Consider the following 26,102-nt stretch of genomic DNA (forward strand, 5'->3'; position numbering starts at 1 on the left):
TCGAAAAAATGAGCTAAAAACCATTGACAGTATCTCAAAATATGAGTAACTTAGCCGCCAATGCCGAGGTGGTGGAATTGGTAGACACGCTAGCTTCAGGTGCTAGTGGGGGTAACCCCGTGGAGGTTCGAGTCCTCTTCTCGGTACCATTCAAAGAAATAAAAAACACATCCTAAAAACGTCTTCCCTGCTTAAACCAAATAAACGTCCCTTAGACACACTACATAAAAACTATGCTTCTTCACAGTTAAGTCTGCGTTAATAAGAATATGTTAAACGAACGTCATAAAACTAGCGATCCTGACGCGATCAAACAATAACCTCCATTTTTTGGACTTAGCACTGAGAGGCAAAGAAGCGGCAGCAATGTTGCATACTAAGATAAGTTCAGGAAATTCGGCTCGTACTTTAATTTAGCAGTGGCCAGCAATCCGATAATACAATACACTTTTGAGGATACTAACTACTCAAGGATTGTGTGATGACGGTGCAATTGCTTTCTCTTAATGACGTTAAGCAAAGTATTAATATGCTCCAAGCTATTGAGGCGATGGAGCGCGCTTTTATTCAATTAGCAGAAAACCAAGTTAAATTACCTTTACGAACAGGAATCACTATTGATAAAGAGCAGGCGCTCACGCTCACCATGCCCGCTTATCTTGCCGCAGATAACGCTTTAGGTTTAAAAGTTGTTTCCATTTTCCCGAATAACTCCACCCGAAATAAACCCTCCATTACTGGTTTTATCATGCTACTTGATGCTCAGACCGGAGAGCCCAAAGCCTTAATGGATGCGGGATTTTTAACAGCCCTGCGAACTGGAGCAGTCTCTGGTTTAGCTACAAAATATTTTGCGCCAGAGAATGCCTCCCATGCAGCAATTATTGGCTCAGGCGTGCAGGCAGAAACCCAATTAGAAGCAATAACTGCCGTACGCGATATAACTAAAGTATCCGTATGGTCTCGTGACCTGAAAAAAGCACAGAAATTTGCTGATAAATTTGCTGATCGTTACGAGATTAAGGCTTATGAATCACTATCCGTAGCAGTTAAACATGCTGATATTATTTGTACGGCAACGGGCAGTAACGAGCCATTAATTCATCTTAAAGACCTTCAAGATCATGCACATATTAATGCAATTGGCTCTCACACAGTGAATATGAAAGAAATCGATAATAACGTATTAGGAACAGCATTGGTTATTGCCGATCAGCTGAGTGCAGTCTTGGCAGAGTCTGGGGAAATTATGAGCGCAATTGCGCAAAAGCAGCTTCAGCCTGAATCAATTATTGAGCTTGGCTCTTGGTTGCTGCATAAAAATGCTGAAGATAAAAATCGTCTTACAGTTTTTAAATCCGTGGGCTTATCCATCCAAGATGTTAGTGTGGCCTCTGTGGTGTATCACAATGCAATGACAAAAAACCTGGGTACTGCTTTTGCGTTGAGTTAAAAGAAAACTATATGGTATCTCATAGGCTGGGCTGGCAGCATGACTGGTATTGGGAATCATTCAAGCTCAGTTTGCGGGGCTTCTCAGCCCAGCCTACAGAGGAAGACCCAATCCTAACTAATACGACCCATTGCTTGCCCAAAACGAATTGCACTTTCAGCCTTTAGATCGCCATCCCATTGCACTTTATTACCATCAGCGAATAATAAAATTACCGTAGAGCCCAGTTTAAAATAGCCAACCTCACAGCCCTTACTCATGTGCTTAGTCATCGTCGAATCCTGACGATAATCAAACGAAGTAATTTGTTTACTGCGTACGACATCACCATGCCAACTCGTACCAATAGCCCCAACAATAGTGGCTCCCACCAGAACCATCTTCATCGGGCCTGCAGCAGTTGCAAAAGAAATGACTAAGCGCTCATTGCGTGCAAATAATTTAGGAACCACTCGTGCAGTAGTAGGTTGCACTGAAAATAAAGCGCCCGGCACATAAGTCATTGAAAGCAATTCGGCATCCAAAGGCAAATGTATGCGATGATAATCTTTAGGAGATAGATATAAGGTAGCAAAACGCCCACTTTCAAATTGCTGTGCTTCCTCATCCGAACAGGCTAGAAGTTCGGTAACGGAGTACTCTCGCCCTTTCGCCTGAATCAATTGTCCTTGGTGGATCGCCCCAATTTCACTAATACAACCATCAACCGGAGAAATAATGTCTGCCGCTGCCAATGGCCGGCATTCTGGTTTTAAATGACGAATAAAAAACTCATTAAAATTGGCATAGGCGGTTGGATCTTCAATTAATGCCTCACTCATGTTCACATTATATTTTTTAATAAAACGTTGAATGATAAAGTTTTTAACTCTGGGCACGTTAACTTCAGCCAAGCAGCCGGCTAAAGTAGTGAGCCCATGTTTTGGAATAACATATTGAGGAAAGGTTTTTAATAAATCTAAAGACATGCAAAGAACTCACCGTAAAAAAGCAGAATCATACCCCATACTGTATCCAGTCACAATTTATGCTTCTACATGGTTACTGCATTAACTCTTTTTTCCGTAGGCGTTCTTACCAAGGTATGTTTCCCTTGCAAATATTGCAAATAAAAATCTTTATGCTCCGCCTCATTAAACAGCCCAATTAATGCATAACCAGGATCCTTTTTTAACTCCGCATTCTTTTTAATATCGTCCTGTATTTGTTGTATTATATCCAAAAATAATTGCGAACTAGCCGTTGATGTAAGCGTTCCCTTCATAAAGGTCATAGCCAACGCAGTAGGCGCATCGTATTTGCGAAAATAGCCATTAATCTCGTCTTTCCGAGATGGCGTTGACCAAAAAAAGAGTGCATTTACCTTAGATAGTCCATTTTCATATTTACCTAATGCAGCATTTTTTATGAGACGTAATCGCTCACGATTACTTTTGGAAAGGTTTTCCACCCATTCATATACTGTATTATAGATTAGAGAAACCCCTTCCATATTGTGTAAATGCACAAAAGAACGACTATGCTTTGCGCAACTGATAGCGGCTTGAGTAAAGACATCAATATTGGATTCAAAACTACCAGTTCGTAAAGCAGTTGAAACACTGGCAATGTAATTTTTCTGCAACATAAGCGGGGTAAGCTCTCGAATAATACATTTATTTAATGCTCCATCATCTGACTTACCGGAGCTTAATATATAGGCCAACTTGTTGTGATTACTTTCGGTACTTTTCTCTAAATAGTCTTTAGTAGGTTTTGCTCGTTTCCGGGTGAACTCAAAGGTCGTACTGTATTTTGAATCAATGATTTCGTGCATGTAAAGCTTGAAGGTGTCTGGCGACAGAGTATCAACCCAAGCAAATAATTTTTCGTTAAATTCCTCAATAACTTCTTCATGAGTAAGTGGCAGTATCTCTCTTTTAATTGAGGTAGGTACTGTTAACATTTCTTCATCAGTAGCACGCAAATGCTTGCTAAATCGAGCCTGTAAAGCAAATTGCTCTAACTGATTAATTATAGGGGCAAATTTATCCTTAGCATAACTCGTAGTATGAGCCAAAGCATCGTTAATTTTATCAGAATATTCGGAGCAAAGTTTGAGGATATTTTGTGTAAACTCCTGATTGTCTGCCTCAAGTAAAACATCCCCCTTCTTTCCATAATATTGAGTGATAATATTTTGCAGCTCATTGGTAAAGTGAGCCAGTAATTTGAATGCTGTATTCAATGAAGCACCATTACTATTAGGCGTATTATCCTTATCAGAATCTTTTTTTACACCAACTGCGATGTTTTTTAGTGTTCCAAATAATTGCCATACATCCGTTAACTCACTATCGGTGACCTCTAGAGCATCTGAAGTCTCAACGATCACCACATCATCTTTTTCAGCAACTAATTTGGCTAATGATTTAGTTAAATTCCGCGCATCGCGTAATAGGGCTCTTAATCGGGGCGCATAAGCATCACGCCAAACCTGGTGGTAACGTTGGTGCAGCTCTTCCAGATTATATTTGCAGGCAGGATCGATAATCGACTCATTTTGTTTTTCCATCCATTCTTGGATATTTTTATAAATAGACGGTTTACGGAACAATTCTTCATGGGTCGGTAAAAGCGGAACACCAAAACCATTATCTTCACAGCCCATATAGAAAACAGCAGTCCGATAAAAGCTATCGTAACGTGCCTGGAATACCTTCATCATGAAGTTAATAAAAGCTTTTCTATTGGTTTGCTCATTGTATAACTGTGGAAAGGCCTGTTCACATTCCGCTCGAATAGTCTGGCCTAAAGAAGTATAATCGAGAGGCCTTGTTGTCAGGATAGCCCTCTCTTTGGAACTTGTTTTCGTTTTAGGACTTTCATTTTCGTCCGAGTGCTCAGCCCAATTTATTAAACTCCCGTGTTGCTCTATTATTCGCTGGTACTCATTTTCATCTAAAGACTCAAATTCATCAAACAAGCGTTTACACAAAACCTCTGGTTGAAAAGTTAATAAAATTTTTAATGCCGCAGCAACCTTTTGTGCTTGTGCGTTCGGATCTGCTGCCAAATTCGCAAATTGCTCTGAGTCTGCATACACCTTGGGGAGAGCACTCGGTAAAACCGTAGTTTGCACCATTTCAGGCACAGGAATAGTAATACTCCCTTGACCAGGATGCGCATAAGTAGGTGAGTGGTAGGGTTTAGCATCCACACAACAGGGATAACGCTCATAATCACGAACGCTAAAATCAACACGTTTTTTCGGGAGCTCAATGCAAGTACGCGGCCTTTTGATAAAATTGGAAAACTCTTCGTACCAAAACATGTCATAGTCGATTCCACCCTTTAAACTCAAATTATGTGGATGGGGATCATTATCCCCAAAAACCTGACGAGCCATTATAATTTCAATCGTATTTTCACGAACTAAGGTTTCTGTCGAAGGGATAACCTGTTCTCTTTCAATACTATCACTAGGGATAGGCTCACCTTTTATATTAAAGGGCTTAAACCCTTCCAGTTTCAGTGAAAAAATACCGAGCACTTGACCTTCCTCACCACACACTAAATGCTCTTCTGCGGTTCGTTCCTGAGATAACTTTAGAATAGTTGACGTAGCTACGCTGCCATTAGCAAGTAACTCGGGAAAATTTCTTTCCGGTTCAAGTTCCTTGAAAAACCCCTCTTTTAACGCCCCATCTTCAATATACTTAGCATGCCAGACTTTATGAGAGCCATCTCCAACTCTATCACCTAAAGTCAACTTTGATCTTGCCAACGCTTTTTTGGGAATACTTACCATGTCTCGTCCATTAGATCGCAATAATCCTTAAAGAATAGTTCATATTAAGCAGAAATATTGAAGAAGTTCAAGAATCTTTGGAACTATTTAGCACAATATTGGACAAAATTTCGCAACAAAGGAAGCTTGGTTGGACAAGATAGTCCAACCAATTAATAAGGTGAAAAAATAAGGGGCAGATACTCGTTTAAGGATTAGCTCCTAGTATCGCTCCTTCAGGATCTAAAGAGTCAATCATTTCTTTACTAAACATACGTACAGCCTCTCCGGAACGAGTTTGATTGAAAAACCAATAATTTCCGGTAGCATTTCCTTTGATGTAGTTGAATATACCCGCGCTAAGGAGACTAATAACCGCATTAGTGATCACAATGAGGGCGTCTGAGAGAAAAAGAAGTATCTTTGAGGTTTCCGGATTTGGGGCAGGATCAACCGTAGCTAACATCTGTTGCTCAACATCGTGTATCTGTTTTTTAGCTTCATCAAAGGCTGCTTGAGCATTGTCCCCAACACTTATTAGCGCCCTATAAGCTATGCCATATAAACTTTTCCGGTAATTCCCTTCATCTTTTTCCCACTCTTTGCCCATCTCTAAGTAGAAATAAGATTTAGACAAACGCGAAGAAATTTTCTTACATTCATCTTCAACAGATAAAATAATTTTGCGAAAACATTCTGCGTTTTTATCATGTTCACGAGCCGCAAAGGCAATCATATCAAGTTCAAAACCTAAATTCTGCAATTGCGTTACACAGATGAAGCGCTCACGTAATTTTTCCGCAACAGCCTGATGCTCTTGGTTTTTTATTTTAAGAACGACATCGCCTTGTATGGGAATATCCGATTTCACACCCGCATAAAGAACATCGACGAGTACCCGTCGTTGTTCGCTGTCTTTAATTGCTGCGAGTGACGGTAAGAGAGTGCGCAGTGTAATCCCTGTCTTATCGGCACCTAATACCCTGCGATAATCGGCTTGGTCGCTAACTCCCGAACTACGCAAAACTTGCAAGGCTTCACTCACTGCCTCTAATTTATCTAGAGCCATCGAATTTAGACTTTTAGCATATTGTGATTCGGTACTAGCCAAAAAGAAATGAGCAATGATTGATTGTTTTAAATGCAGATCCGGCGTTAATGCCAACTGCCTCAAGCCCTCAAAACCACCAGGAGACGTACCATTTTTCGCCATGGTAACCAAGGTTGACGCCATTAAAGGATATTTATGTGTCGCTGCAACAATTTCCTTGTAACCGTCTATTGTTAAGGGGTTTGTAGCCCATACGATTAAACAGAGATCTTTAGCATGCACATCAGAAATACCATTAATAAATTCTAAGGCGTTTAATTTTTCTGGTTCTTCAAAAAATTTGGGAACATGCTGAGTAAATCCAATACTTGGCACATTCTGAGTATGTCCATTATCTGGCTTTAATTGAGTTAAGCGGCTTACCGGTCGGAAATAAAAGTCATTCGACAGAATTTTATGGATAAGCTCTTTAGAGTACTTTCTTTGCCACAAAATTGGCAGTAAGGTTATTTGCTCTCTATCCCACATAAAACCACTATATTCTTTAATAAACTCAGGGCAGAGCAACTGCCGATTCGCAGTTAAAGCACCCTTTTTCTTATTGATAAATTCCTCTTCATACAGAACGGCCGTCATTGTCAATAAATTACGGCTAATTTTCTCATTATTACTGAGGACGACACGTTCCAATTCCTGGCATAACGGACTATTGTCTGATAGGCAGTCTTGTAACATCGCCATCGAAAAAGGCACGTTATATTTCATGATTAGATCTAATGCCGGGTTTTCTGCAAAGAGTCGTGGTAAATCAATTTTGGATAAATCAACGGGATCTGCGATTGTCGCCCTTTTCTCATTGATTTTCAGGAAACGTAATAGCAGACTAATACGCTCAAAACGTGGGTTAATTTCATCATTTTCTGCATTAAACGCCAATTGCAACAATTCCTGCGGGGCAGCCGCATTAAGTTGCGCCAGAAACTGATTCTTTGTTGTTGGTTCAGAGCTCGAAGCCAGCTCAAATTTAGCGTCTTTAATATGTGCGTTTAAATCAAAGCTGGAAAGAAGGGTAACCGACCGAGTTCTTGGATTCATATGTGGTTTACGGGTAAACCCTATCATCCATTGTCCTGGTTCATCACGCCGATACATAATTATCATACCGCAATTTTCTTTATTCTCATCAATGAAAGCTAAACGCTGGCAGACAAAGTTTTGTTGGTATTGGTCCTCATTTTCCTGTGCTTTTTTTAGCGGCCGAAGACCTAAAAGAATCTTTAGAATTTCAGCTGACTGGTCGCCCTGTGTATAATATTTAGCGGCAGAATCCTGACTCCATATATTGAGATGCTGATTTGCTTGGGTTTCGTTACCTAAAAAAGGAGTTCGCGGCAAATCTGCAACAACCACATTCTCTTGCTTCCCAGTCGACATAACAAACTGTGGGCAGCCAAAAGCGGAGAAAAGTTGAAGCGCATTTCCTTTTACCAAATAAGGCATAATTCAATTCCCAAAATGACAATTTGTGGCTATTATAACCAATAATACCAGCAAAGGGTGATAAATTTTTGAAAAAACTGCATTATAAATGCGTTTTTTTGCAACAAAATTTAAAAAGGTTGTAATTTTATGCGATGTAACATAATTGGGGCAGGGCGTTTAGGGAAAAACATTGCACGAGCATTAAACTCAGCACAAATTATTTCCTCTCTAACCGTGTGTAATCGCAGCCTCGACAGCGCCCAACAAGCCTGCGAAGATATTGGCGTAGGTCTTGCGATTCCTCAGCTCAAACAACTCCCTGAAGCAGAAATTACCTGGCTATGCTGTAATGATGATGTTATTCCACAGGTAGTCGCGGACCTTCTTCGAGAAGCCAATTTAAAACCAGGAAGTTTTGTCATCCATAGTAGTGGTGTATTAAACTCTTCATTGCTAGCCCCGTTAAAACAGTTAGGATGCTCCGTTGCCAGTTTTCATCCATTAAAAGCATTCAAGATGGGCTATGTAGATGCCGCTGCCTTTTATCAAGTTGATTGTGTCTTAGAGGGGGATGCGGCCGTATGCGACTGGTTAAAAACCTCTTTTAGCCAATTAGGCGCTTATGTATCGAACATGCTTCCAGAAAATAAAGCCGTGTATCATGCCGCGGCATGTATCGCCTCGAATTATTTAGTCACCCTTGTTGCCTATAGTGAAGAATTACTTTTAAACGCGGGTTTACCCTCAGAGCAAGCACGAAGAATGTTGATTAACTTAGCACAGGGCAATATCAATAACCTACAGCAAGTAACCGCCGTTAATGAGGCACTCACCGGTCCGCTAGCCCGAGGCGATATCAATACCATTACTTTGCACTTAGATGCGCTAGAAAATCCTCAGCTACGCCAATTATATCAGGCAGCCGGACAAGCCACCCTCGCGTTAACTGGATTAAACGCGGAACAAAAAGAACAAATTGGCGCGTTGCTAGTAGAATAAGCCATTGTTTCACGGGAAACATCTATTCAAAGTCCAGCCTGGTTGCGAGCACCAGGCTTTCTTTATCCTTAACCTACAAAAGCCAAGGTCCGAACCCCTGAATTAACTGCATTCGCAATGACGACGCAGAGATAAGATTAATTATGTGCACCAGGCCTGTTTCCTACAACTTCCTGTTGCTGCTCTTCGTTTTTCCTAAGCCTATCACCAATTTTTTTAATATCACCCAACGCGTCTCTAAAATCAGCTGAGTGTTTTTGTAGTGAATCTTTACGTGTCGGTTCAAGACTGCCATCTGTAGCGCGTACCCCACCCTTGCGCCACTGAACAGGTTCAGGACCGTCCTTTACAACCTCTTGTTTTTCGCCCTCAGCAATAAGTGCCCGCTCATCTTTAAGCTGAGCATCGACTACAATATGTTCTTCATGACTTACTCTTTCGCCAAGCCCTTCTTCCTGAACCTTAAGCTGTTCTTGCTCAGACTTAAGTTTTACCTGCTCTGCCTCGATTTCAATGCGAGCATCATAACTGGCATTTACCATGCTGGCCAACGCTGTTTCCTTAGCTTGCTGATAATCCTCTTGTGCTTTATGCAAGTCATTCATAAAGGCATCATGCTCCGCTTTTACCTCGCTTTTATGTTGGAAATAGCTCGGGGCAGCAAAACCAAGGAGAGCCCCAATAGTTCCCAAAACTCCACCCCATTTTTCACGAGCAAAGGCAAAATACCCTTTAGCCTGGGGCCCCTCCCAAGCATCTGTAGATTCTTTAGTCAGATTTTTATGAGCCTGCATTTTGCCAGCTTTAGCTTGCTGCAAATGATCTAAAGTTGATTCCTCAGCGTAGTTACGATTGAAAAGCCCTGCAAAGCCTCTTTTCGCATTAACTTTCGCTGCAGCCCCCTGGTCTACATCACTAATAATTGAAGCACCGGATTGTAAATGATTATCGTATTGAGAATCTAAGGCCTGCTTTAAGTTCGCTGTAGCTTTAGTAACCTCTTTAGATGTTTTTGCCTGAGCTACTGCATTAATCGCCTGAACAATCGGATCATCTTTTTGAGAGGCAACGCTATCCAAAACGGCAACCCGCCCATTAATCGCCTGAGCACGTTCATTACCACTCTTACAACCCGCAATTGAAGCCTGCTCCACAAAGATACTCATGGATTGGAACAATTTCGCATGCTCATGAGATTGATGTAAGTTATTAGCCATCATCGCCTTCATGGCTAATTTCGCGGACTCAAGCGTTTGCTCTGCTGAACTCAATTGATCATCAACCACACCACGTTCCGCAGTTTTTGCCCATCCGGCTTTTACATCCTTGATTGCTTGTCTCGCTTCTTTTGCCTGTGAGGATTGTGAAAAGTAAGGTCCACGCTTATCATCGGTTAAATATTCTTTATACGCATTAAATGCAGCTTCTACATGAGCTCGTTGCGGATCATCTTCGGCAACCAAATTATACATCATCGACATTTCAGCCATTAAGGTTGCTTCATTTCTTAACGCGTTCCAGCCATAGCCCAAACTGTCACCAAAACCATTAACCGATATATTCTGCACCAAACAAAAAACAGGAGGTTCTTTGTCTAATTGTGCTGCGTTATAATTATGTGCTCCAGTTAATATATATTTAGCCCCTTGAGATTGCTTATTTTTACCACCTTCTAAACTGTCATTAAGCGCCGTATGCAAATTATAGGTAAACGCTTTAATGCCACCAGGCCCCTCATTAACACTCTCGCCAATGTGGTATTTCTCACGAATATGATCCAGTTTTACCTCAACATCAGCAATCGCATCCTGAGGCTTAATTTTTTCTTTCACATCCAGAGAAGGCACCCGAACCTGAATTCTTGGTAGCCCTTGATTCGCCTCATCATGAGCGATAGTAATCAAGCGTCGGTCGGCAAGATGCTCTGCGCCTACCCCACGATCATGGGCAGTCACTTGTGAGCCTGCGATTAAGGTTGTTTGCCCCATATCTTGATCTATATGCACCACGTCATTCGGGGTAGCGGTAGTAATCTCAGCGGTATGCTTCAAATGAAGATCTTTGATTTCTTTTTTGGTTAAAATAACCCCTGTAGCTCGAGTGATTTCTTCGACTAAAATCCTATGAGCATCAGTAGAAATTTTCTTACGTGCTTTATCAAGTGCTTGCACGAATTTTACATCGTCAACCTCACCATTTTTGGTGGCCTTTTCCATTGCATCCTTTACTGCCGCGGTAATTAGGCCTTGAACTCGAACCATAGCGGCTTCATGAGCCTGTTCCATTTGAGCTTCCGTAAAACGACCTGCCGCAGCATAGCTTCGTGCCGTTAACGCTAAATGGAAATGATATTCTTGCTGCAAAGGAATAACGCTACCGCGAATTCCCATTAGGGCATTTTCTTGCTTCTCTTTTACATTATCATCGTCAGTTAGCCCATCATGAGCCAAATCATATTGTTCACGATATGCCCGTTTTAAATCATCATAATCATGCGAGGGATTGCCAAGAACATCCAAGCTTACGGTAGTTACTGGGGTAGGTTTATGCCCAAGATTATCAAATGCAGCCAGATCGTCGCTGCTCAAACGTACATTAATTAATACACGTCCCTGCGGATCAAAAAGTAATGGCCCTTTGCGGGGATCAGCCAATCTTGCCAATGCTTCTTGTTTTGCTCGCTCCGTCAGCAATTCAATATAGGCTCGTTGTTGTACTTGTTGCTCTTTCAACATATTTCAATCCCCAGGTTGCCTTCATAACTATGATTTTAGCAGAATTTGTAGCCAAACTAAATAACTTTAGCCCACAAAGGCATTGATTTACACCTAATTGAATAAAAAAGAATCTTATCCGGCTTGGGATCCTAGCCAACAAGGCATCGAGCCATAGCAAAACGCCGTGTTGGGACAAGGGGCCCAAACGGCAGTCATTAAAAAATATCATTAACTTGAAGGTTAGAAGAGAGGCTTTTCAAAATATCCTGTTAATGTGGGGTATTTAAAGGCTCAGGGCTTCTTTTAGCGGCCTTTTTCTCCTGGCGACGCTCTTGCCAAGTTTGTAGCATCACATAAAAAGCAGGTACAAATACAACGGCAAGACAGGTTGAGGCCAGCATCCCACTGCAAACTGCAATCCCAATCGAACGTCGCGCATTAGCCCCAGCCCCGGTTGCGAAGACCAAAGGCATCACCCCTAAAATAAAAGCAAACGAGGTCATCAAAATAGGACGGAAACGAGTTTTTGCGCCAAGAACGGCTGCTTCCATGATAGATTTTTTATGAAAAAGCCGTTGTTCACGAGCCACTTCTACGATTAAAATCGCATTCTTGGCCGCTAAGGCAATTAACAATAATATACCGATCTGGGTATACATATTATTCGCCAAGCCCAGAACAGATAAAGCTAATACTGTACCAATCAATGCCAAAGGCACACTTAATAAAATGGCCAATGGTGTCACCCAATTCTCATATTGGCCTGCAAGAATTAAGTAGATCAAAATAAGCGATAAAATGAAAATATAGTAACTCATATTACCCGCTGTTTTTTCTTGATAGGCAGTACTGGTCCATTCAAAAGCAACCCCTGCGGGTAATACTTGCTTCGCAACGCGCTCCATTGCCGCCATTGCCTGTCCCGAACTGTAACCTGGAGCAGCTGATCCATAAATATTGCTGGAAGGATATAAGTTATACAAGGATATTAAGGAAGGACCTACGGTCGGACTAATATCCGTTAACGTACCTAAAGGCACCATATCTCCAGATGCATTTTTAACATAATAATTTCGTACCTCTTCAACGCTCATGCGATAAGGCGCATCCGCCTGCACATAAACTTGAAACACTTGTCCAAACTTGGTAAATAAATTCACATAAGAAGAACCTAGATAAGTTTGCAAGGTATCGGAGGCATCACCTATTTTTACTCCTAGCGATTCGGCTTTAGTGCGGTTAATGGGTGCTGCAACCTGAGGTACTGAGGCACGGAATGAAGTCATTAAACGTTGTAATTCCGGTTGCTGACTCGCATAACGAATCAATTGATCGGTTGCTGCCTGCAATTTGCGATAATCAAATGAGCCATCCTGCAATTCCAGCTGCATTTGAAAACCGCCTGACATACCTAGTCCTTGGATGGGAGGAGGTACCATCACTAGCACTTTAGCGTCTAAGGTTTTCTCCGCAATATCATTAAGCTTGTTATAGAGCGGTAATAAGCCTTCTTCCTTACCGCGAACACTCCAATCTTTAAACATAATATATAAGACACCAGCATTGGCTAAACTGGAACTATTATCCAATAAGGAAATCCCATCAATAGCAATCACATCGGCAACACCACCGACTTTGGAAACCTGATCACTTAAGCGATGTAATAAAGCTTCCGTTCTTCCTAAGCTTGCACCATCAGGCAACTGGACGTTCATCATCATATAGCCCTGATCTTCTACCGGAATAAATCCGGTTGGAATACGGCTTAGACCTAAAATCGCTAGTAAAACAAGGATAATTCCTACGAAACAAGCAAGCTTATAACGATGCACTAAGCGATCCATAAAACCAATGTAGGTTTCCTCAACGGGGTTATACAATTTATCAAAAAAACGAAACGCCGCATTTTTCTTTTTATGGGGGTCCACAGGTTTAAGCCACAAAGCGCATTGAGTTGGCTTTAAGGTCATCGCATTGATCGCACTGATAAACGCAGTAGCCGCAATCACTAAGGCAAATTGTGCGTACATTGCCCCTGTTAAGCCTGGCATAAACCCAGCAGGTACAAATACCGCCATCAATACTAAAGTAATACCAATAATGGGGCCAAGCAATTCCGTCATTGCCTTAATCGCTGATTCTTTAGGCGGGCTGCCATGCTCAATATGTTGACTAACCCCCTCAACAATAACTATCGCATCATCAACCACAATACCAATCGCTAAAACCAAAGCAAATAAGGTCAACAGGTTAATCGAATAGCTCATTAATAGCAGGGCAAAAAACGCACCAATGATGGTTACCGGTACGGTTGTCGCCGGCACTAAGGTTGCACGGAAATTTTGTAAGAACACAAGAATAACAATGAGGACCAAAATACCTGCTTCGTATAGAGTCTTATAAACTTCCTCAACAGAGGCCTTTACGAAAATAGTAGTATCGAAAGGAATGGAATACTTCATTCCAGGAGGGAACTTCGTCGCCATTTTCGCAACAGCCGTGCGCACACTCTCAGCAACTTGTAGCGCATTCGCACCAGGAAGCTGATAAATTCCAATTGCAGCTGTTGGTTGATTATTCAATTTAGCCAACTGATTGTAGCTAGAAGACCCCAACTCCACCCGTCCTACATCGCGAATACGAACAATCTTGGCGCTGCTACTGCCATTGGCACTTTCATTCGTTTGGGTGGCTACGGTTTTTACAATAATGTTGGCAAATTCGTCTTGATCGGCAAGCTGCCCCGGCACGTTTACCGTAAACTGATAAGGCTGCGCCCCTTGAGTTGGTTGCCCACCAATTTGTCCGGCAGAAACCTCTTGGTTCTGGCGGCTAATCGCATTTAACACATCACTAGGGTTTAACGCATAGGAGAGCATTTTTTGCGGATCCAGCCATATACGCATGGCATAGTTTCCCGTACCAAAAATAAGCACATTACCGACACCAGGTAAACGTGCCAATTCATTTTGCATGTTAATGGTTGCGTAATTATTCAAAAAGAGGCCATCGTACTCGCCATGTTCTGAGGTTAGAGTAATAAATTGCAAAATAGCGGTCGACTTTTGTTGGACAACCACCCCTTGCTTCTGTACTGCATCTGGAAGCTGGGCCATCGCAGCTTGCACCCGGTTTTGTACCAAAACTTGCGCAAAGTTCAAATCGGTGCCAATTGCAAAGGTAACAATGAGTGTATACGTACCATTGTTGGTGCTGGTAGATTGCATGTACAGCATTTTTTCCACCCCATTGACCTGTTGTTCAATAGGGAGACCTACGGTATTAATGAGGGTTTTTGCATCCGCTCCAGGATAAGTAGTCGTCACCTGAATCGTGGGGGGTACGATCGACGGATACTGCGTTATCGGTAAAGCCATAATGGCTACCAAGCCCAATAAAACCAGCAGAAGGGCAATAACGTTCGCTAAGATAGGCCGTTCAATAAAAAATTTGGAAATCATTTGGCTTTGCTCTCACTAGATGAGTCTGCTTGCTTTTGTGGCTGCACTTTATTACCTGGAGTCGCATTTTGCACACCATCAACAATAATATTGTCCTGTGCATCAATCCCCTTAACAATTCCCCGCACTCCTTGTTTGGCACTCCCTAATGTAACCCGCTTCAAAACAACCTTATTCTCTTTATCAGCGACTAATACATAAGGGCCGATCTGATCGTAAAGTATGGCCGTATCAGGTACGGTTAGCTGCTGTTTGGGCTTCGTCACAGCAATACGTACTTGTACAAAAAGGCCAGGGAGAAATAAGTGATCTTTGTTGGGTAATTTGGCTCGTAACTCCATCGTTCCTGTGGCAGCATTCAAGCCTGTATTGACGAAGTCCAATGTCGCTTTATATTCCTTATTAGGATCACTTTGTAAACTAACGTAAACCGGAACCTTATCAAAATCTTTAGGAGAAATACCCATTTCTTTTGCTGCAGCTCTTAACTTAAGCAGATCCAGTTCATTCAAGTTAAAATAAACATAGAGTGGGTCTATTTGCTCCACTGTTGCTAAATTAGTTGCTTGTCCGTTACCGACTAAATTACCAATATCCACTAAATGCCGACCAATACGACCATCAAAGGGTGATAAAACGTGGGTATAACTGTAGGTGATTTGTGCATTGACGGCTTCGGCGGTGGATTTATCGATTTCAGCCGCTACCTCCTGAGTTTTAGCGAGCCATTTTTCCACCTCATTTTTGGAGGTAGCATTTTGTTTGAACATGCGTTGTTGGCGTTCATATTCGTTTTTGTTATAAGCATTTGCAGCCTTTTGCGCGACAACCGTGGCTTGAGCCGCTTTTAATTGCTCCATATAAGGTTGAGGCTGAATTACAAATAACTCTTGTCCTTTTTTTACAAAGGTTCCATCAACGAACTCTATTTTTTCCAGATAACCTGCAACCCGTGCTACTAAGTTAACCGAATTAAACGCAACCGTAGAACCCGTTTGAGTCACATACTCAACCATTTCCTGACGTATAGGCTTTTGTATCACCACCGAAGGGGGGGGTATTTCCGCGACTTTAGGTTTAGAAAATAAATGAGCGATTAAGTAGATAAAAAATAAAGCCGCTACGGCAATCCCTGCATATTTAACTGATTTCGAATTTTTATTAAAGTTCATACTGGCTACCATTTTGGCAAATAAAGTTCTTTAATCTTCTGTTTTCTTGTGGCCGGTGGCTGATGGTTTTGTTGTTTCAACAAGCCCCCCCAATTGGTCCGTGCCGCCATTTCAGTTTTAATTTGTTGTGAGACAACATCGTCACAACCACGAATATCCCAGCCGCCACCAAGTGCTCGATACAGCGCAACTAAGGCCTGCGGAATAGTTCCCTGAGCATTAACAAGTGAGGTTTGTACACTTAATTGTTGCTGTTCTGCATTCAGTACTGGGGTAAAGTCTGTTTCCCCTTCTTTATACCGAATTAAGGCTAATTGTAAGGATTTAGTCGCAGAGACATTCGCTTTTGCTAAATAACGTTCGGCTTTTTTGGCTTCGATGTATGCAGTAATATTATCTTGTACTTCTTGTTGAGCTTTTAGTACCACATTGACATAATTTAATAAGGATTGCTGGAATGCTGCATCCTGTGCCCGCACTCCATTGGTAATCTGCCCATAATTTAATATTGGCCAGGTGAAACTGGGACCTGCAGAGATGTTACGATTTGACCAATGGAATAAATCACCAACGGACGATTGGCCAATGCTATTAGAAGAAAAGGCAAATGCGCCATTTAATGACAGTGATGGGAATAAATTCGCTTTTTCAGCACCAATCGCTGCCGATTGCCCAATCGCATCTAAACGAGCTTGTTGTACATCAGGACGTCTAGCCATTGTTTCTTTAGGAATACCTACAGCAATTGAACGCGGAGCTTTGGGAATGCCTCTGCTTTTTTGAATGAGAGCATCGATATTGTTGGGAATAGTCCCCAACAAAACTGCAAGTGCATCTTTTTGTTGTTGTAAATTAGTCACAATTGACGGAAGGCTGGCTTCGGTTTGTGCCAATTCGGTCATCGCTTGTTCCACATCAACAAGACTTGCTTGTCCTGCCGTATAACGCGCACGCGCGATATTTAATCCCATTTTTTGCACAACGATGTTGGCTTTAGTGATTTTAATTTGAGATTCATACGTGCGGATTTTAATATAGGTAGTCGCCACATCCGCTGTCAGTGTGGTCAAGGCATTATCATATGCCGCCAAGGAACTTAAAAAGGCGGCGTCTTTTGCTTGAATTGCGCGACGGTATTTCCCCCAAAAATCAATCTCCCAATTCGCGGAAAACCCCATTAAAGCCGTATCAAAAGATTGCGGTAAAATTTGCTGGAGGGAGGTGCCACCAATTCGGTTGTAGGTATAATTTCCCAACATCGCTTGCTGTTGTGGATATAACTGCCCCACGCTCTGCGCCAACTGGGCTCGGGTCTGTAATACCTTCACGCCCGCCGCTTGCACGGATAGATTGCTATGATAGCCTTCATAAATAACTGCGGTCAGAACTGGATCGCGGAATTCTTGCCACCATTTAGTGTATTTAAATGGCTTTTCTTTAACGGAAGCATCTTTTTTTGCCCAATGCGGTGCGACTTGTTTGTTCGGCTCTTTATAATTAGGACCGACCATACAAGAACTTAGAAACAGACAAACTAAAACAATAAAAGTCTTCAACATGGAGCTAGTATTTCCCTATTGCAACTGTTTTCCTTCACTCCACGTGATACGTCATCCTAAACGCAGTGAGTTTTTTAAGGCCAAGACCTAGTACCGTGGGGATAAGCGATTACCAATATGTAGCATATACAAGACTTTATCATCACTATTTCTAATTTGGTAGTGAATTTTTTTGAGGAGGAATCGCACCATATTGGTGCCCATGGCCCAATATGGTGTTCTGGTACGGTTCAACGCGTTGTTGTTGGGCCATGGACCTAACCTACTTTAATTTTCCTCTAACCAGCCTCAGTCACCTGCAGCTGGGTTACATTCTGCAAACCACGTGGCAGGCGATTGCCTCGACGTCCACGTTCGCCTAAATAATGTTCCAAATCCCCTCCTTTCAGCGTGAAGTGGCGCTTTCCAGCATGGACAGTAAGGGAGTCATTCTTAGTGAGGACTTGCACATCAATAACATACTCCTCACGTGACGCAGCTTTAGCGGAAGGAATGCTAATTAACTTATTACCTTTACCACGAGATAACTCCGGTAGCTCCTTAACAGGAAATACTAACAATCGTCCTACACTAGTCGCACAGGCCACTAAAAGCTCTTCATGATTAGGCACGATGCGTGGTGGCAAAATGAGGCTGGCTTCGGGCAATTTAATGCAAGCTTTACCATTACGATTTTTCACATAAAGATCGCTAATGGTGGCAATAAATCCATAACCCGCATCGCTTGCTAATAAAACCTTTTGTTCGGCTTCACCGCCAACAACCGTTTCAAACAAAGCTCCCTCAGCAGGATTTAATTTTCCAGTGAGTGGTTCGCCTTGCCCACGGGCGGAAGGTAATGAGTGTCCAGGTAAGGAATAAACCTTCCCCTCACTATCAAAGAAAATGATTTGCTGGTTTGAACGACCAGCAGCTTGCGCCTTAAACTCATCTCCTGCTTTATAGCTCAGTTCGGTGCCATTGACATCATGCCCTTTCGCGGCACGTACCCAACCATTCTTGGAGAGAACTACGGTGATTGGCTCATTAGGCAGAATGTCTTCTTCTTTTAACGCTTGTGACTCTTGGCGCACGATAATAGGTGAGCGTCGAACATCACCGAACTCATCACGATCGCGAATAATTTCTTCTTTAACTAAGTTTCTCAACTTAGTCTCGCTAGCCAAGGTGCTTTGTAATTGATCGCGCTCAGCAGATAAATCATCCAACTCGCCACGTATCTTAAACTCTTCTAATTTCGCCAAATGACGCAATTTCATTTCTAAAATTGCTTCAGCCTGTCGTTCGCTTAAATTAAAACGCGCAATGAGCCCTTCTTTAGGATTGTCATGCTCGCGAATAATGGCGATTACTTCATCAATATTCAAATAAGCAATGAGCAAGCCTTCTAACACGTGAATGCGTTCGAGAACTTTTGCCAAACGATATTCTAAACGGCGAGTTACCACGCCAATACGATAAACCAACCACTCATTGAGAATGGTTAATAGATTTTTTACTTTAGGCTTACCATCAAGACCGATCATATTAAAGTTCACGCGATAACTGCGCTCTAAATCGGTGGTAGCAAATAAATGCGACATTAAGCCATCTACATCGACACGATTGGAACGAGGAATAATGACCAGACGTGTGGGATGTTCATGATCCGACTCATCGCGGAGGTCCTCAACCATCGGCAATTTTTTTTGCTGCATTTGTAATGCAATTTGCTCCATCACTTTCGCACCAGAGACTTGATAGGGTAATGCAGTGATGACGATGTTTTGCTTTTCCAAGTTGTAAATAGCGCGCATTTTAATGGAGCCATTACCAGTCTCATACAGCGTTGAAATCATTTCTGGTGGCGTAATAATTTCCGCTGCCGTAGGAAAGTCAGGGCCTTTAATATATTGATTAATAGTGGCCAAATCGGCTTGTGGATTCTCCAACAAATGCACACAGGCATTCGCTACTTCCGTTAAGTTATGCGGCAAAATATCCGAAGCCATACCTACCGCAATCCCGGTAGCACCATTTAACAGGATATTAGGTAAACGAGCGGGAAGTAATGCAGGCTCTTGCAAAGTCCCATCAAAGTTATCTACCCAATCAACCGTTCCTTGCTGTAACTCTGAAAGTAATACTTCCGCATAAGCAGACAAACGCGCTTCTGTATAACGCATAGCTGCGAATGATTTTGGATCATCGGGAGAACCCCAGTTTCCTTGGCCATCAACAAATGGATAACGATAGGAGAATGGCTGAGCCATTAAAACCATTGCTTCATAACAAGCACTGTCGCCATGAGGATGGAATTTACCTAAGACATCCCCCACAGTACGCGCGGATTTTTTATGTTTGGCTGTGGCCTTTAAGCCTAATTCGGACATCGCATACACAATACGTCGTTGTACCGGTTTGAGTCCGTCAGCAATATGCGGTAACGCTCTATCGAGAATGACATACATAGAGTAATCAAGATAAGCTTTTTCTGTAAATTCAGTGAGTTCTTTTCGTTCTGTAGCTTCGTTCATAATTTTGTTTTCATCGTTATCTATTAAGACTATTTAACCATTGCTCTGGGCCCTTGCATAGCTATTTTACCAGAGGAAAGGGAATGTTAGATATATATACAGCCTGCAAATTGTGAATAACTTTATCTTTTTTTTCAAGCACAGCGGTTATATCAACTTAACTTATTGATTTTTAAATATATTTATTGAGTTCGTTCTTTGCCCCTTATGAACAACCTGTGGATAACCTTGTGTATGACGCAGGAATAAATCTGCTAAGTTATTGTAAGTACCGAAGTTTATATTGCTACGCCTAAATCACGACATCAAAATGTTGGGCTGCTGCACGCCCAACCTAGGTTGCACCACAAATAATTTTTGTTGAGCTTGACCAAGCAATTCGCTCATTCGTATTCGTGAACATCGGCATAAGAAAAACTACATTTTTTGCAAATAGCAAAAATCGGAGGACTCTATAGAAAATAATAAGTCCGCGGATAAATCGAAAAGAAATGATACTTGAGAATCGAAGAAGAAGCCGAGATAAAGCATTCGCTTTTCTCGGCATAAGAATCTACTTAACTGTTTTTCTGACTTTTTGAATAGCACGGATTTGGGCAACAGCACGGGCCAACTCAGCAGCTGCGACAGAATAATCCATCTCGCCACTCTTGTTCGCCATATCAGCTTCTGCTTGTGCTTTTGCAGCTAGAGCAGCAGCCTCATCAAGATGATCTGCGCGCTCAACCACATCGGCCAGAACGGTGACACAGTTTGGTTGTACTTCTAACATACCGCCCTGAACATAGTAAATATCTTGATGACCGCCAGGTAAAGTCAATCTGACTTCGCCTGGTTTCAAGACAGTCAGTAAAGGGGCATGACCTGCAGTAATACCCACTTCACCTAATTCCCCAGTAGCAACGACCATCTCTACTAAGCCAGAGAATATTTCCTGTTCAGCACTAACGATATCCAAGTGCGTTGTTATAGTCATGTCATCTTGCCTCATAAGGTTTTCGCTTTAGCAACCGCTTCCTCAATGCTACCGACCATATAGAATGCTTGCTCAGGTAAATCATCGTATTCACCAGCAAGAATGCCTTGGAAGCCTTTAATAGTATCTTTTAAAGATACGTATTTACCTGGAGAACCAGTGAAGACTTCAGCAACGAAGAATGGTTGTGACAAGAATCGTTGAATCTTACGAGCACGAGTTACTACGCGCTTGTCTTCTTCTGATAATTCGTCCATACCTAGAATTGCGATAATATCTTTCAATTCTTTGTAGCGTTGTAAAGTTTGTTGTACACGACGCGCTGTATCGTAGTGTTCTTGACCTACAACTAATGGATCTAACTGACGTGAAGTCGAGTCTAATGGATCCACCGCAGGATAAATACCTAATTCAGCGATTTGACGTGACAATACAACGGTCGCATCCAAATGCGCGAAAGTAGTAGCTGGTGATGGGTCAGTCAAGTCATCCGCAGGTACGTATACTGCTTGAATTGACGTAATAGAACCAGTCTTAGTAGAAGTAATACGCTCTTGGAGCATACCCATTTCTTCTGCCAGTGTAGGCTGGTAACCCACCGCTGAAGGCATACGACCTAAGAGAGCGGATACTTCAACCCCTGCTAAGGTATAACGGTAAATATTATCTACGAACAATAATACGTCACGGCCTTCGTCACGGAATTTTTCCGCCATGGTCAAACCAGTTAATGCAACACGTAAACGGTTACCTGGTGGCTCGTTCATCTGACCGTATACTAGAGATACTTTATCCAGTACGTTTGAATCTTTCATTTCATGATAGAAGTCGTTACCTTCACGAGTACGCTCTCCCACACCGGCAAATACTGAGTAACCGCTGTGCTCAATCGCGATGTTACGGATTAATTCCATCATGTTTACGGTTTTACCCACACCCGCACCACCGAACAGACCAACTTTACCACCTTTAGCAAATGGGCAAAGCAAGTCAATAACTTTAATCCCAGTTTCTAAGAGCTCTTGGCTACCTGCTTGCTCTTCGTAGCTTGGTGCCTTACGGTGAATCGCCCAGTGCTCATCAGCACCGATTGGGCCCGCGTCGTCTACTGGACGGCCTAATACGTCCATAATACGACCTAGAGTCTTTTTACCCACTGGAACTTGAATTGGGTAGCCAGTATTTTCAACTTTTAAACCACGCTTCATACCGTCAGTGGTTCCCATAGCGATGGTACGCACAACGCCATCACCTAGCTGTTGTTGCACTTCGAAAACCAACTCACCATCAACTTGTTTCAATGCATCATTGATTTTGGGAACGTTGTCGCGTGGGAATTCAACGTCCACAACCGCACCAATAATCTCTACGATTGTCCCGATATTTTTAACTGCTACTGTATCTACGCTGCTCATTATATACCCTCTTATAAAGCGGCTGCGCCACCGACAATCTCTGCCAATTCTTGAGTAATTGCAGCTTGTCGAGCTTTGTTATAAGCCAATTGAAATTCTTTAATCAAATCACCAGCGTTGTCGGTTGCGCTTTTCATTGCAATCATTTTTGCCGCTTGTTCACAGGCGATGTTTTCCACAACAGCCTGATACACTTGCAATTCGATATAACGTTCTAAAAGATTATCCAACAAGTCTTTAGCATCTGGTTCATAAATGTAGTCCCAGTGATGTCCCATTGTCTTGCTGTCATCTTCTGATTTTGGCAATGGTAGTAATTGTTTCACCAATGGCTTTTGCGTCATGGTGTTAACAAACTCGTTGTATACGATATGTAATGCATCAATCTTACCGGTGTAAAAAGCATCTAACATAACTTTTACGATACCGACTAAATCATTAATGCTTGGTGTATCGCCTAAATGATCTTTTGACCCAAGTACATTGCTACCAACACGCTTGAAGAACGCTTGTCCTTTGCGGCCAATAACCGCAATATCAACTTCCTTACCATTGGATTTCCAATCACGGATCGTACGTACAGTTTCACGCAATAAATTTGCATTTAAACCACCGCATAAACCGCGATCTGAAGTAACCACAATAAGACCTATGCGATTAATCTCGCGCTGCCCCATGAATGGATGATTGTATTCAGAGTTCGCGCGAGCAATGTGTTTTACCACACTATAAATTTTGTTGGCATAGGGCTTGGATGCGCGCATTCTGTCTTGTGTTTTGCGCATTTTACTTGCAGCCACCATTTCCATTGCACGAGTAATCTTTCGAGTTTTATTAATACTCGAAATCTTAGAACGGATTTCTTTTGCTCCAGCCATATCTTATCTCGCCTTAAATTGACTACCAACTAGCTGTACGTTTAAAGTCTTCAACAGCTTTCTTCAATTGTGCTTCAATATCGTTATCGTAAGCACCTGCTTCATTGATTGAATGCATCAATGCAGCTTGAGTAGTACGCATGTAGTCATGTAAAGAACCTAAGAATGATGAAATTTCATTTAATGGAACATCATCTAAATAACCTTTTTCAACAACAAACAAGGCAACACCCATATCTGCTACAGAGTATGGAGCATATTGTTTTTGCTTCATAAGTTCAGTAATACGTTGACCACGCTCTAATTGCTTACGGGTTGCATCGTCAAGGTCAGATGCGAACTGAGAGAAGGCCTCTAATTCACGGAACTGAGCTAATGCTAAACGAGTACCACCACCAAGCTTTTTCATGATCTTAGTTTGTGCCGCACCACCCACACGCGATACTGACAAACCTGAGTTAATCGCAGGTCGAACACCGGAGTTGAATAAGTCAACATCAAGGAAAATCTGACCGTCAGTGATCGAAATTACGTTAGTAGGTACGAATGCAGATACGTCACCCGCTTGCGTCTCAATAATTGGCAATGCAGTTAATGAACCTGTTTTACCTTTTACTTCGCCTTTAGTTAATTTTTCTACTTCATCAGCGTTAATACGCGCAGCTCTTTCTAAGAGACGTGAATGTAAGTAGAAAATATCCCCTGGATACGCTTCACGACCTGGTGGTCTACGTAGTAACAAGGAAATTTGGCGGTATGCCCAAGCTTGCTTGGTTAAATCATCATAAACGATTAATGCATCTTCGCCACGCTCCATGAAGTATTCACCCATGGTGCATCCTGCGTAAGGAGCAATAAACTGTAATGCAGCTGTATCAGAAGCACCCGCAACGACAACAATAGTGTGCTCTAATGCGCCGTGCTCTTCTAATTTACGTACGATTGCGGCAACTGAAGAAGCCTTCTGGCCAACAGCTACGTATACGCACTTAACGCCAGTACCTTTTTGGTTAATGATGGCATCAATAGCAATCGCTGTTTTACCAGTTTGACGGTCACCAATGATCAGCTCACGCTGTCCACGGCCAACTGGTACCATCGCATCAATCGCGATTAATCCAGTTTGTACTGGTTGATCTACTGATTTACGAGCAATAACGCCAGGAGCTACTTTCTCGATTGGCGCCATAGCAGTTGCTTCAATTGGGCCTTTTCCATCAATTGGGTTACCTAATGCATCAACTACACGACCTAAAAGTGCGTTACCTACTGGCACTTCAAGAATACGACCCGTACATTTAACTTTTTGGCCTTCAGCTAAAGATGAAGCATCACCAAGGATTACTGCACCTACTGCATCGCGCTCTAAGTTTAACGCAAGACCATAAACTCCGCCTGGGAACTCAATCATTTCCCCAGCCATTACGTCTTTAAGACCATGAATTGTAGCAACGTTGTCTTTAAAGCTTACTACAGTACCTTCATCGTTTGCTTCAGATACTACATTGAACTGTTCTATTTTCTTTCTGATTAATTCACTGATTTCAGAAGGATTTAATGCTACTTGTTCTGACATGAAAATTATCCTCTAATTTAAGCGGCTAAGTTGGTATGAAGCTTTCTTAGCTTGCCCCGAACTGAACCATCGATAACTAAATCGCCTGCTCGAATAACAGCCCCACCAAGCAGGGTAGGATCAATACTGATATTTAATGTAACTTTACGCTGTAAGCGCTTACTTAAAGATTCTATTAATCGCTCTTTTTGTGCTGCAGATAAGTCAGAGAAACTGCTTACGTCCACATCCAGAGTTTTTTCTTGCTCTGCGCGAAGAGCTTCGTAATGAGCACAAATCTCCGGCAACAGCATTAAACGTTTGTTTGTAGCCAGTAAGGCAACCAAATTATTTATTGATTCGCTCTTTTTTGACCCAGCATTGACTATGCCTTGCAGCAACTCAATTTGCTGAGCAACAGTTGAAGCAGGATTTTCAATAAACTGAGCAGCTTCAGGATGCATGACAGCCTGGGCAAGCGTTGTCAAATGTGCTGACCACCCGGCTAATTGATTCTCTGCTAAGGCTGATTCAAAAATAGCTTTGGCATAAGGTCTGGCAATAGTGGTGCTATCAGACATTTTAAATCTCTTCTATCAAGTTATCTAACAGTGCAGCATTCGCTTTCGCGTCTACTTCACGCATTAAAATCTTCTCAGCGCCAGTAACAGCTAAGGTAGCAACTTGCTTACGCAGTTCTTCTTTAGCATGGTTTACTTGTTGCGATAATTGCTCTTGTGCTTGCTTAAATTGCATTTGCGCTTCTTGCTTCGCAGCTTCTTTTGCTTCTTCAATGATTTGAGCAGCACGCTTGTTTGCTTTTTCAATGATGTCAGCTGATTGAACTTTAGCTTGCTTTAACTCATCTTTGACGCGATGTTGTGCTAATTCAAGTTCTTTACGACCACGCTCAGCGGCAGATAGACCATCAGCAATTTTGTCTTGTCGTTCTTCCAATGCTTTCGCTAATGGAGGCCAAACTAGTTTCATGGTAAATAAAACAAAAGCTGCGAATACCAGCATTTGTACTATTAATGTTAAGTTAATATCCACCGTAATTATCTCCTGCAACAATCAGGGCGCTTAATAAGCGCCCCAA

The 26,102-nt window shown here is 42.1% G+C and carries 16 protein-coding genes and 1 tRNA gene; 3 read left to right on the forward strand and 14 right to left on the reverse strand.

Annotated features, from left to right (window positions below; genetic code table 11):
• The first annotated feature begins 62 nt into the window (after positions 1-62).
• Both J2N86_RS13430 and J2N86_RS13435 read left to right on the forward strand, forming a co-directional pair.
• A tRNA-Leu gene (locus J2N86_RS13430) sits at positions 63-149 on the forward strand.
• A 332-nt stretch (positions 150-481) separates the two neighbouring features.
• Positions 482-1,453 carry an ornithine cyclodeaminase family protein gene (locus J2N86_RS13435; RefSeq protein WP_252579971.1) on the forward strand — a complete coding sequence of 324 codons (972 nt, stop codon included), beginning with the start codon at positions 482-484 and terminating at the stop codon, positions 1,451-1,453.
• Between the two features lie 113 nt (positions 1,454-1,566).
• On the opposite strand, the gene asd is transcribed toward J2N86_RS13435, so the two are convergent.
• The 3 genes from asd to J2N86_RS13450 all read right to left on the reverse strand — a co-directional run bounded on the left by asd (position 1,567) and on the right by J2N86_RS13450 (position 7,773).
• Positions 1,567-2,421: an archaetidylserine decarboxylase gene (gene asd / locus J2N86_RS13440; protein WP_252579973.1), complete on the reverse strand. Its 855-nt coding sequence runs from the start codon at positions 2,419-2,421 to the stop codon at positions 1,567-1,569.
• Between the two features lie 65 nt (positions 2,422-2,486).
• Positions 2,487-5,243, reverse strand: a complete 2,757-nt coding sequence (locus tag J2N86_RS13445) for a hypothetical protein (RefSeq protein WP_252579975.1) — start codon at positions 5,241-5,243, stop codon at positions 2,487-2,489.
• 187 nt (positions 5,244-5,430) lie between these two features.
• Positions 5,431-7,773, reverse strand: a complete 2,343-nt coding sequence (locus J2N86_RS13450) for a hypothetical protein (protein ID WP_252579976.1) — start codon at positions 7,771-7,773, stop codon at positions 5,431-5,433.
• A gap of 129 nt (positions 7,774-7,902) precedes the next feature.
• Between J2N86_RS13450 and J2N86_RS13455 the strand changes: the two genes are divergently transcribed.
• Positions 7,903-8,754, forward strand: a complete 852-nt coding sequence (locus J2N86_RS13455; RefSeq protein WP_252579978.1) for a Rossmann-like and DUF2520 domain-containing protein — start codon at positions 7,903-7,905, stop codon at positions 8,752-8,754.
• A gap of 137 nt (positions 8,755-8,891) precedes the next feature.
• Here the strand turns inward: J2N86_RS13455 and J2N86_RS13460 are convergent, their stop codons facing one another.
• From J2N86_RS13460 to J2N86_RS13510, 11 genes are all read right to left on the reverse strand, one after another.
• Complete coding sequence (locus J2N86_RS13460; RefSeq protein WP_252579979.1) at positions 8,892-11,489, reverse strand: hypothetical protein; 2,598 nt, start codon at positions 11,487-11,489, stop codon at positions 8,892-8,894.
• 251 nt (positions 11,490-11,740) lie between these two features.
• A complete protein-coding gene (locus J2N86_RS13465; protein ID WP_252579980.1) occupies positions 11,741-14,932 on the reverse strand; it encodes an efflux RND transporter permease subunit in 3,192 nt (1,063 codons plus the stop codon).
• Positions 14,929-16,104, reverse strand: coding sequence for an efflux RND transporter periplasmic adaptor subunit (locus J2N86_RS13470; protein WP_252579982.1), 1,176 nt, complete (start codon positions 16,102-16,104; stop codon positions 14,929-14,931). Before J2N86_RS13470 ends, J2N86_RS13465 begins: the two co-directional genes overlap by 4 nt.
• 5 nt (positions 16,105-16,109) lie before the next feature.
• On the reverse strand, positions 16,110-17,663 hold the full coding sequence (locus J2N86_RS13475; RefSeq protein WP_252579983.1) for an efflux transporter outer membrane subunit: 1,554 nt from the start codon (positions 17,661-17,663) through the stop codon (positions 16,110-16,112).
• Positions 17,664-17,941: 278 nt separating this feature from the next.
• On the reverse strand, positions 17,942-20,179 hold the full coding sequence (parC, locus tag J2N86_RS13480; RefSeq protein WP_252579984.1) for a DNA topoisomerase IV subunit A: 2,238 nt from the start codon (positions 20,177-20,179) through the stop codon (positions 17,942-17,944).
• A 553-nt stretch (positions 20,180-20,732) separates the two neighbouring features.
• Positions 20,733-21,155: a F0F1 ATP synthase subunit epsilon gene (locus tag J2N86_RS13485; protein WP_252579985.1), complete on the reverse strand. Its 423-nt coding sequence runs from the start codon at positions 21,153-21,155 to the stop codon at positions 20,733-20,735.
• Between the two features lie 11 nt (positions 21,156-21,166).
• The gene (atpD, locus tag J2N86_RS13490; protein WP_252579986.1) at positions 21,167-22,570 is read right to left on the reverse strand and encodes a F0F1 ATP synthase subunit beta; all 1,404 of its coding nucleotides are present in this window, start codon (positions 22,568-22,570) and stop codon (positions 21,167-21,169) included.
• An 11-nt stretch (positions 22,571-22,581) separates the two neighbouring features.
• Positions 22,582-23,448, reverse strand: a complete 867-nt coding sequence (atpG, locus tag J2N86_RS13495) for a F0F1 ATP synthase subunit gamma (protein ID WP_252579988.1) — start codon at positions 23,446-23,448, stop codon at positions 22,582-22,584.
• Between the two features lie 22 nt (positions 23,449-23,470).
• Positions 23,471-25,024: a F0F1 ATP synthase subunit alpha gene (atpA, locus tag J2N86_RS13500; RefSeq protein WP_252579989.1), complete on the reverse strand. Its 1,554-nt coding sequence runs from the start codon at positions 25,022-25,024 to the stop codon at positions 23,471-23,473.
• A 17-nt stretch (positions 25,025-25,041) separates the two neighbouring features.
• Positions 25,042-25,584, reverse strand: a complete 543-nt coding sequence (locus J2N86_RS13505) for a F0F1 ATP synthase subunit delta (protein ID WP_252579990.1) — start codon at positions 25,582-25,584, stop codon at positions 25,042-25,044.
• Between the two features lies 1 nt (position 25,585).
• A complete protein-coding gene (locus tag J2N86_RS13510) occupies positions 25,586-26,056 on the reverse strand; it encodes a F0F1 ATP synthase subunit B (protein ID WP_252579991.1) in 471 nt (156 codons plus the stop codon).
• Positions 26,057-26,102 lie beyond the last annotated feature (46 nt).

The organism is Legionella lytica (assembly GCF_023921225.1).
GTDB lineage: Bacteria > Pseudomonadota > Gammaproteobacteria > Legionellales > Legionellaceae > Legionella > Legionella lytica.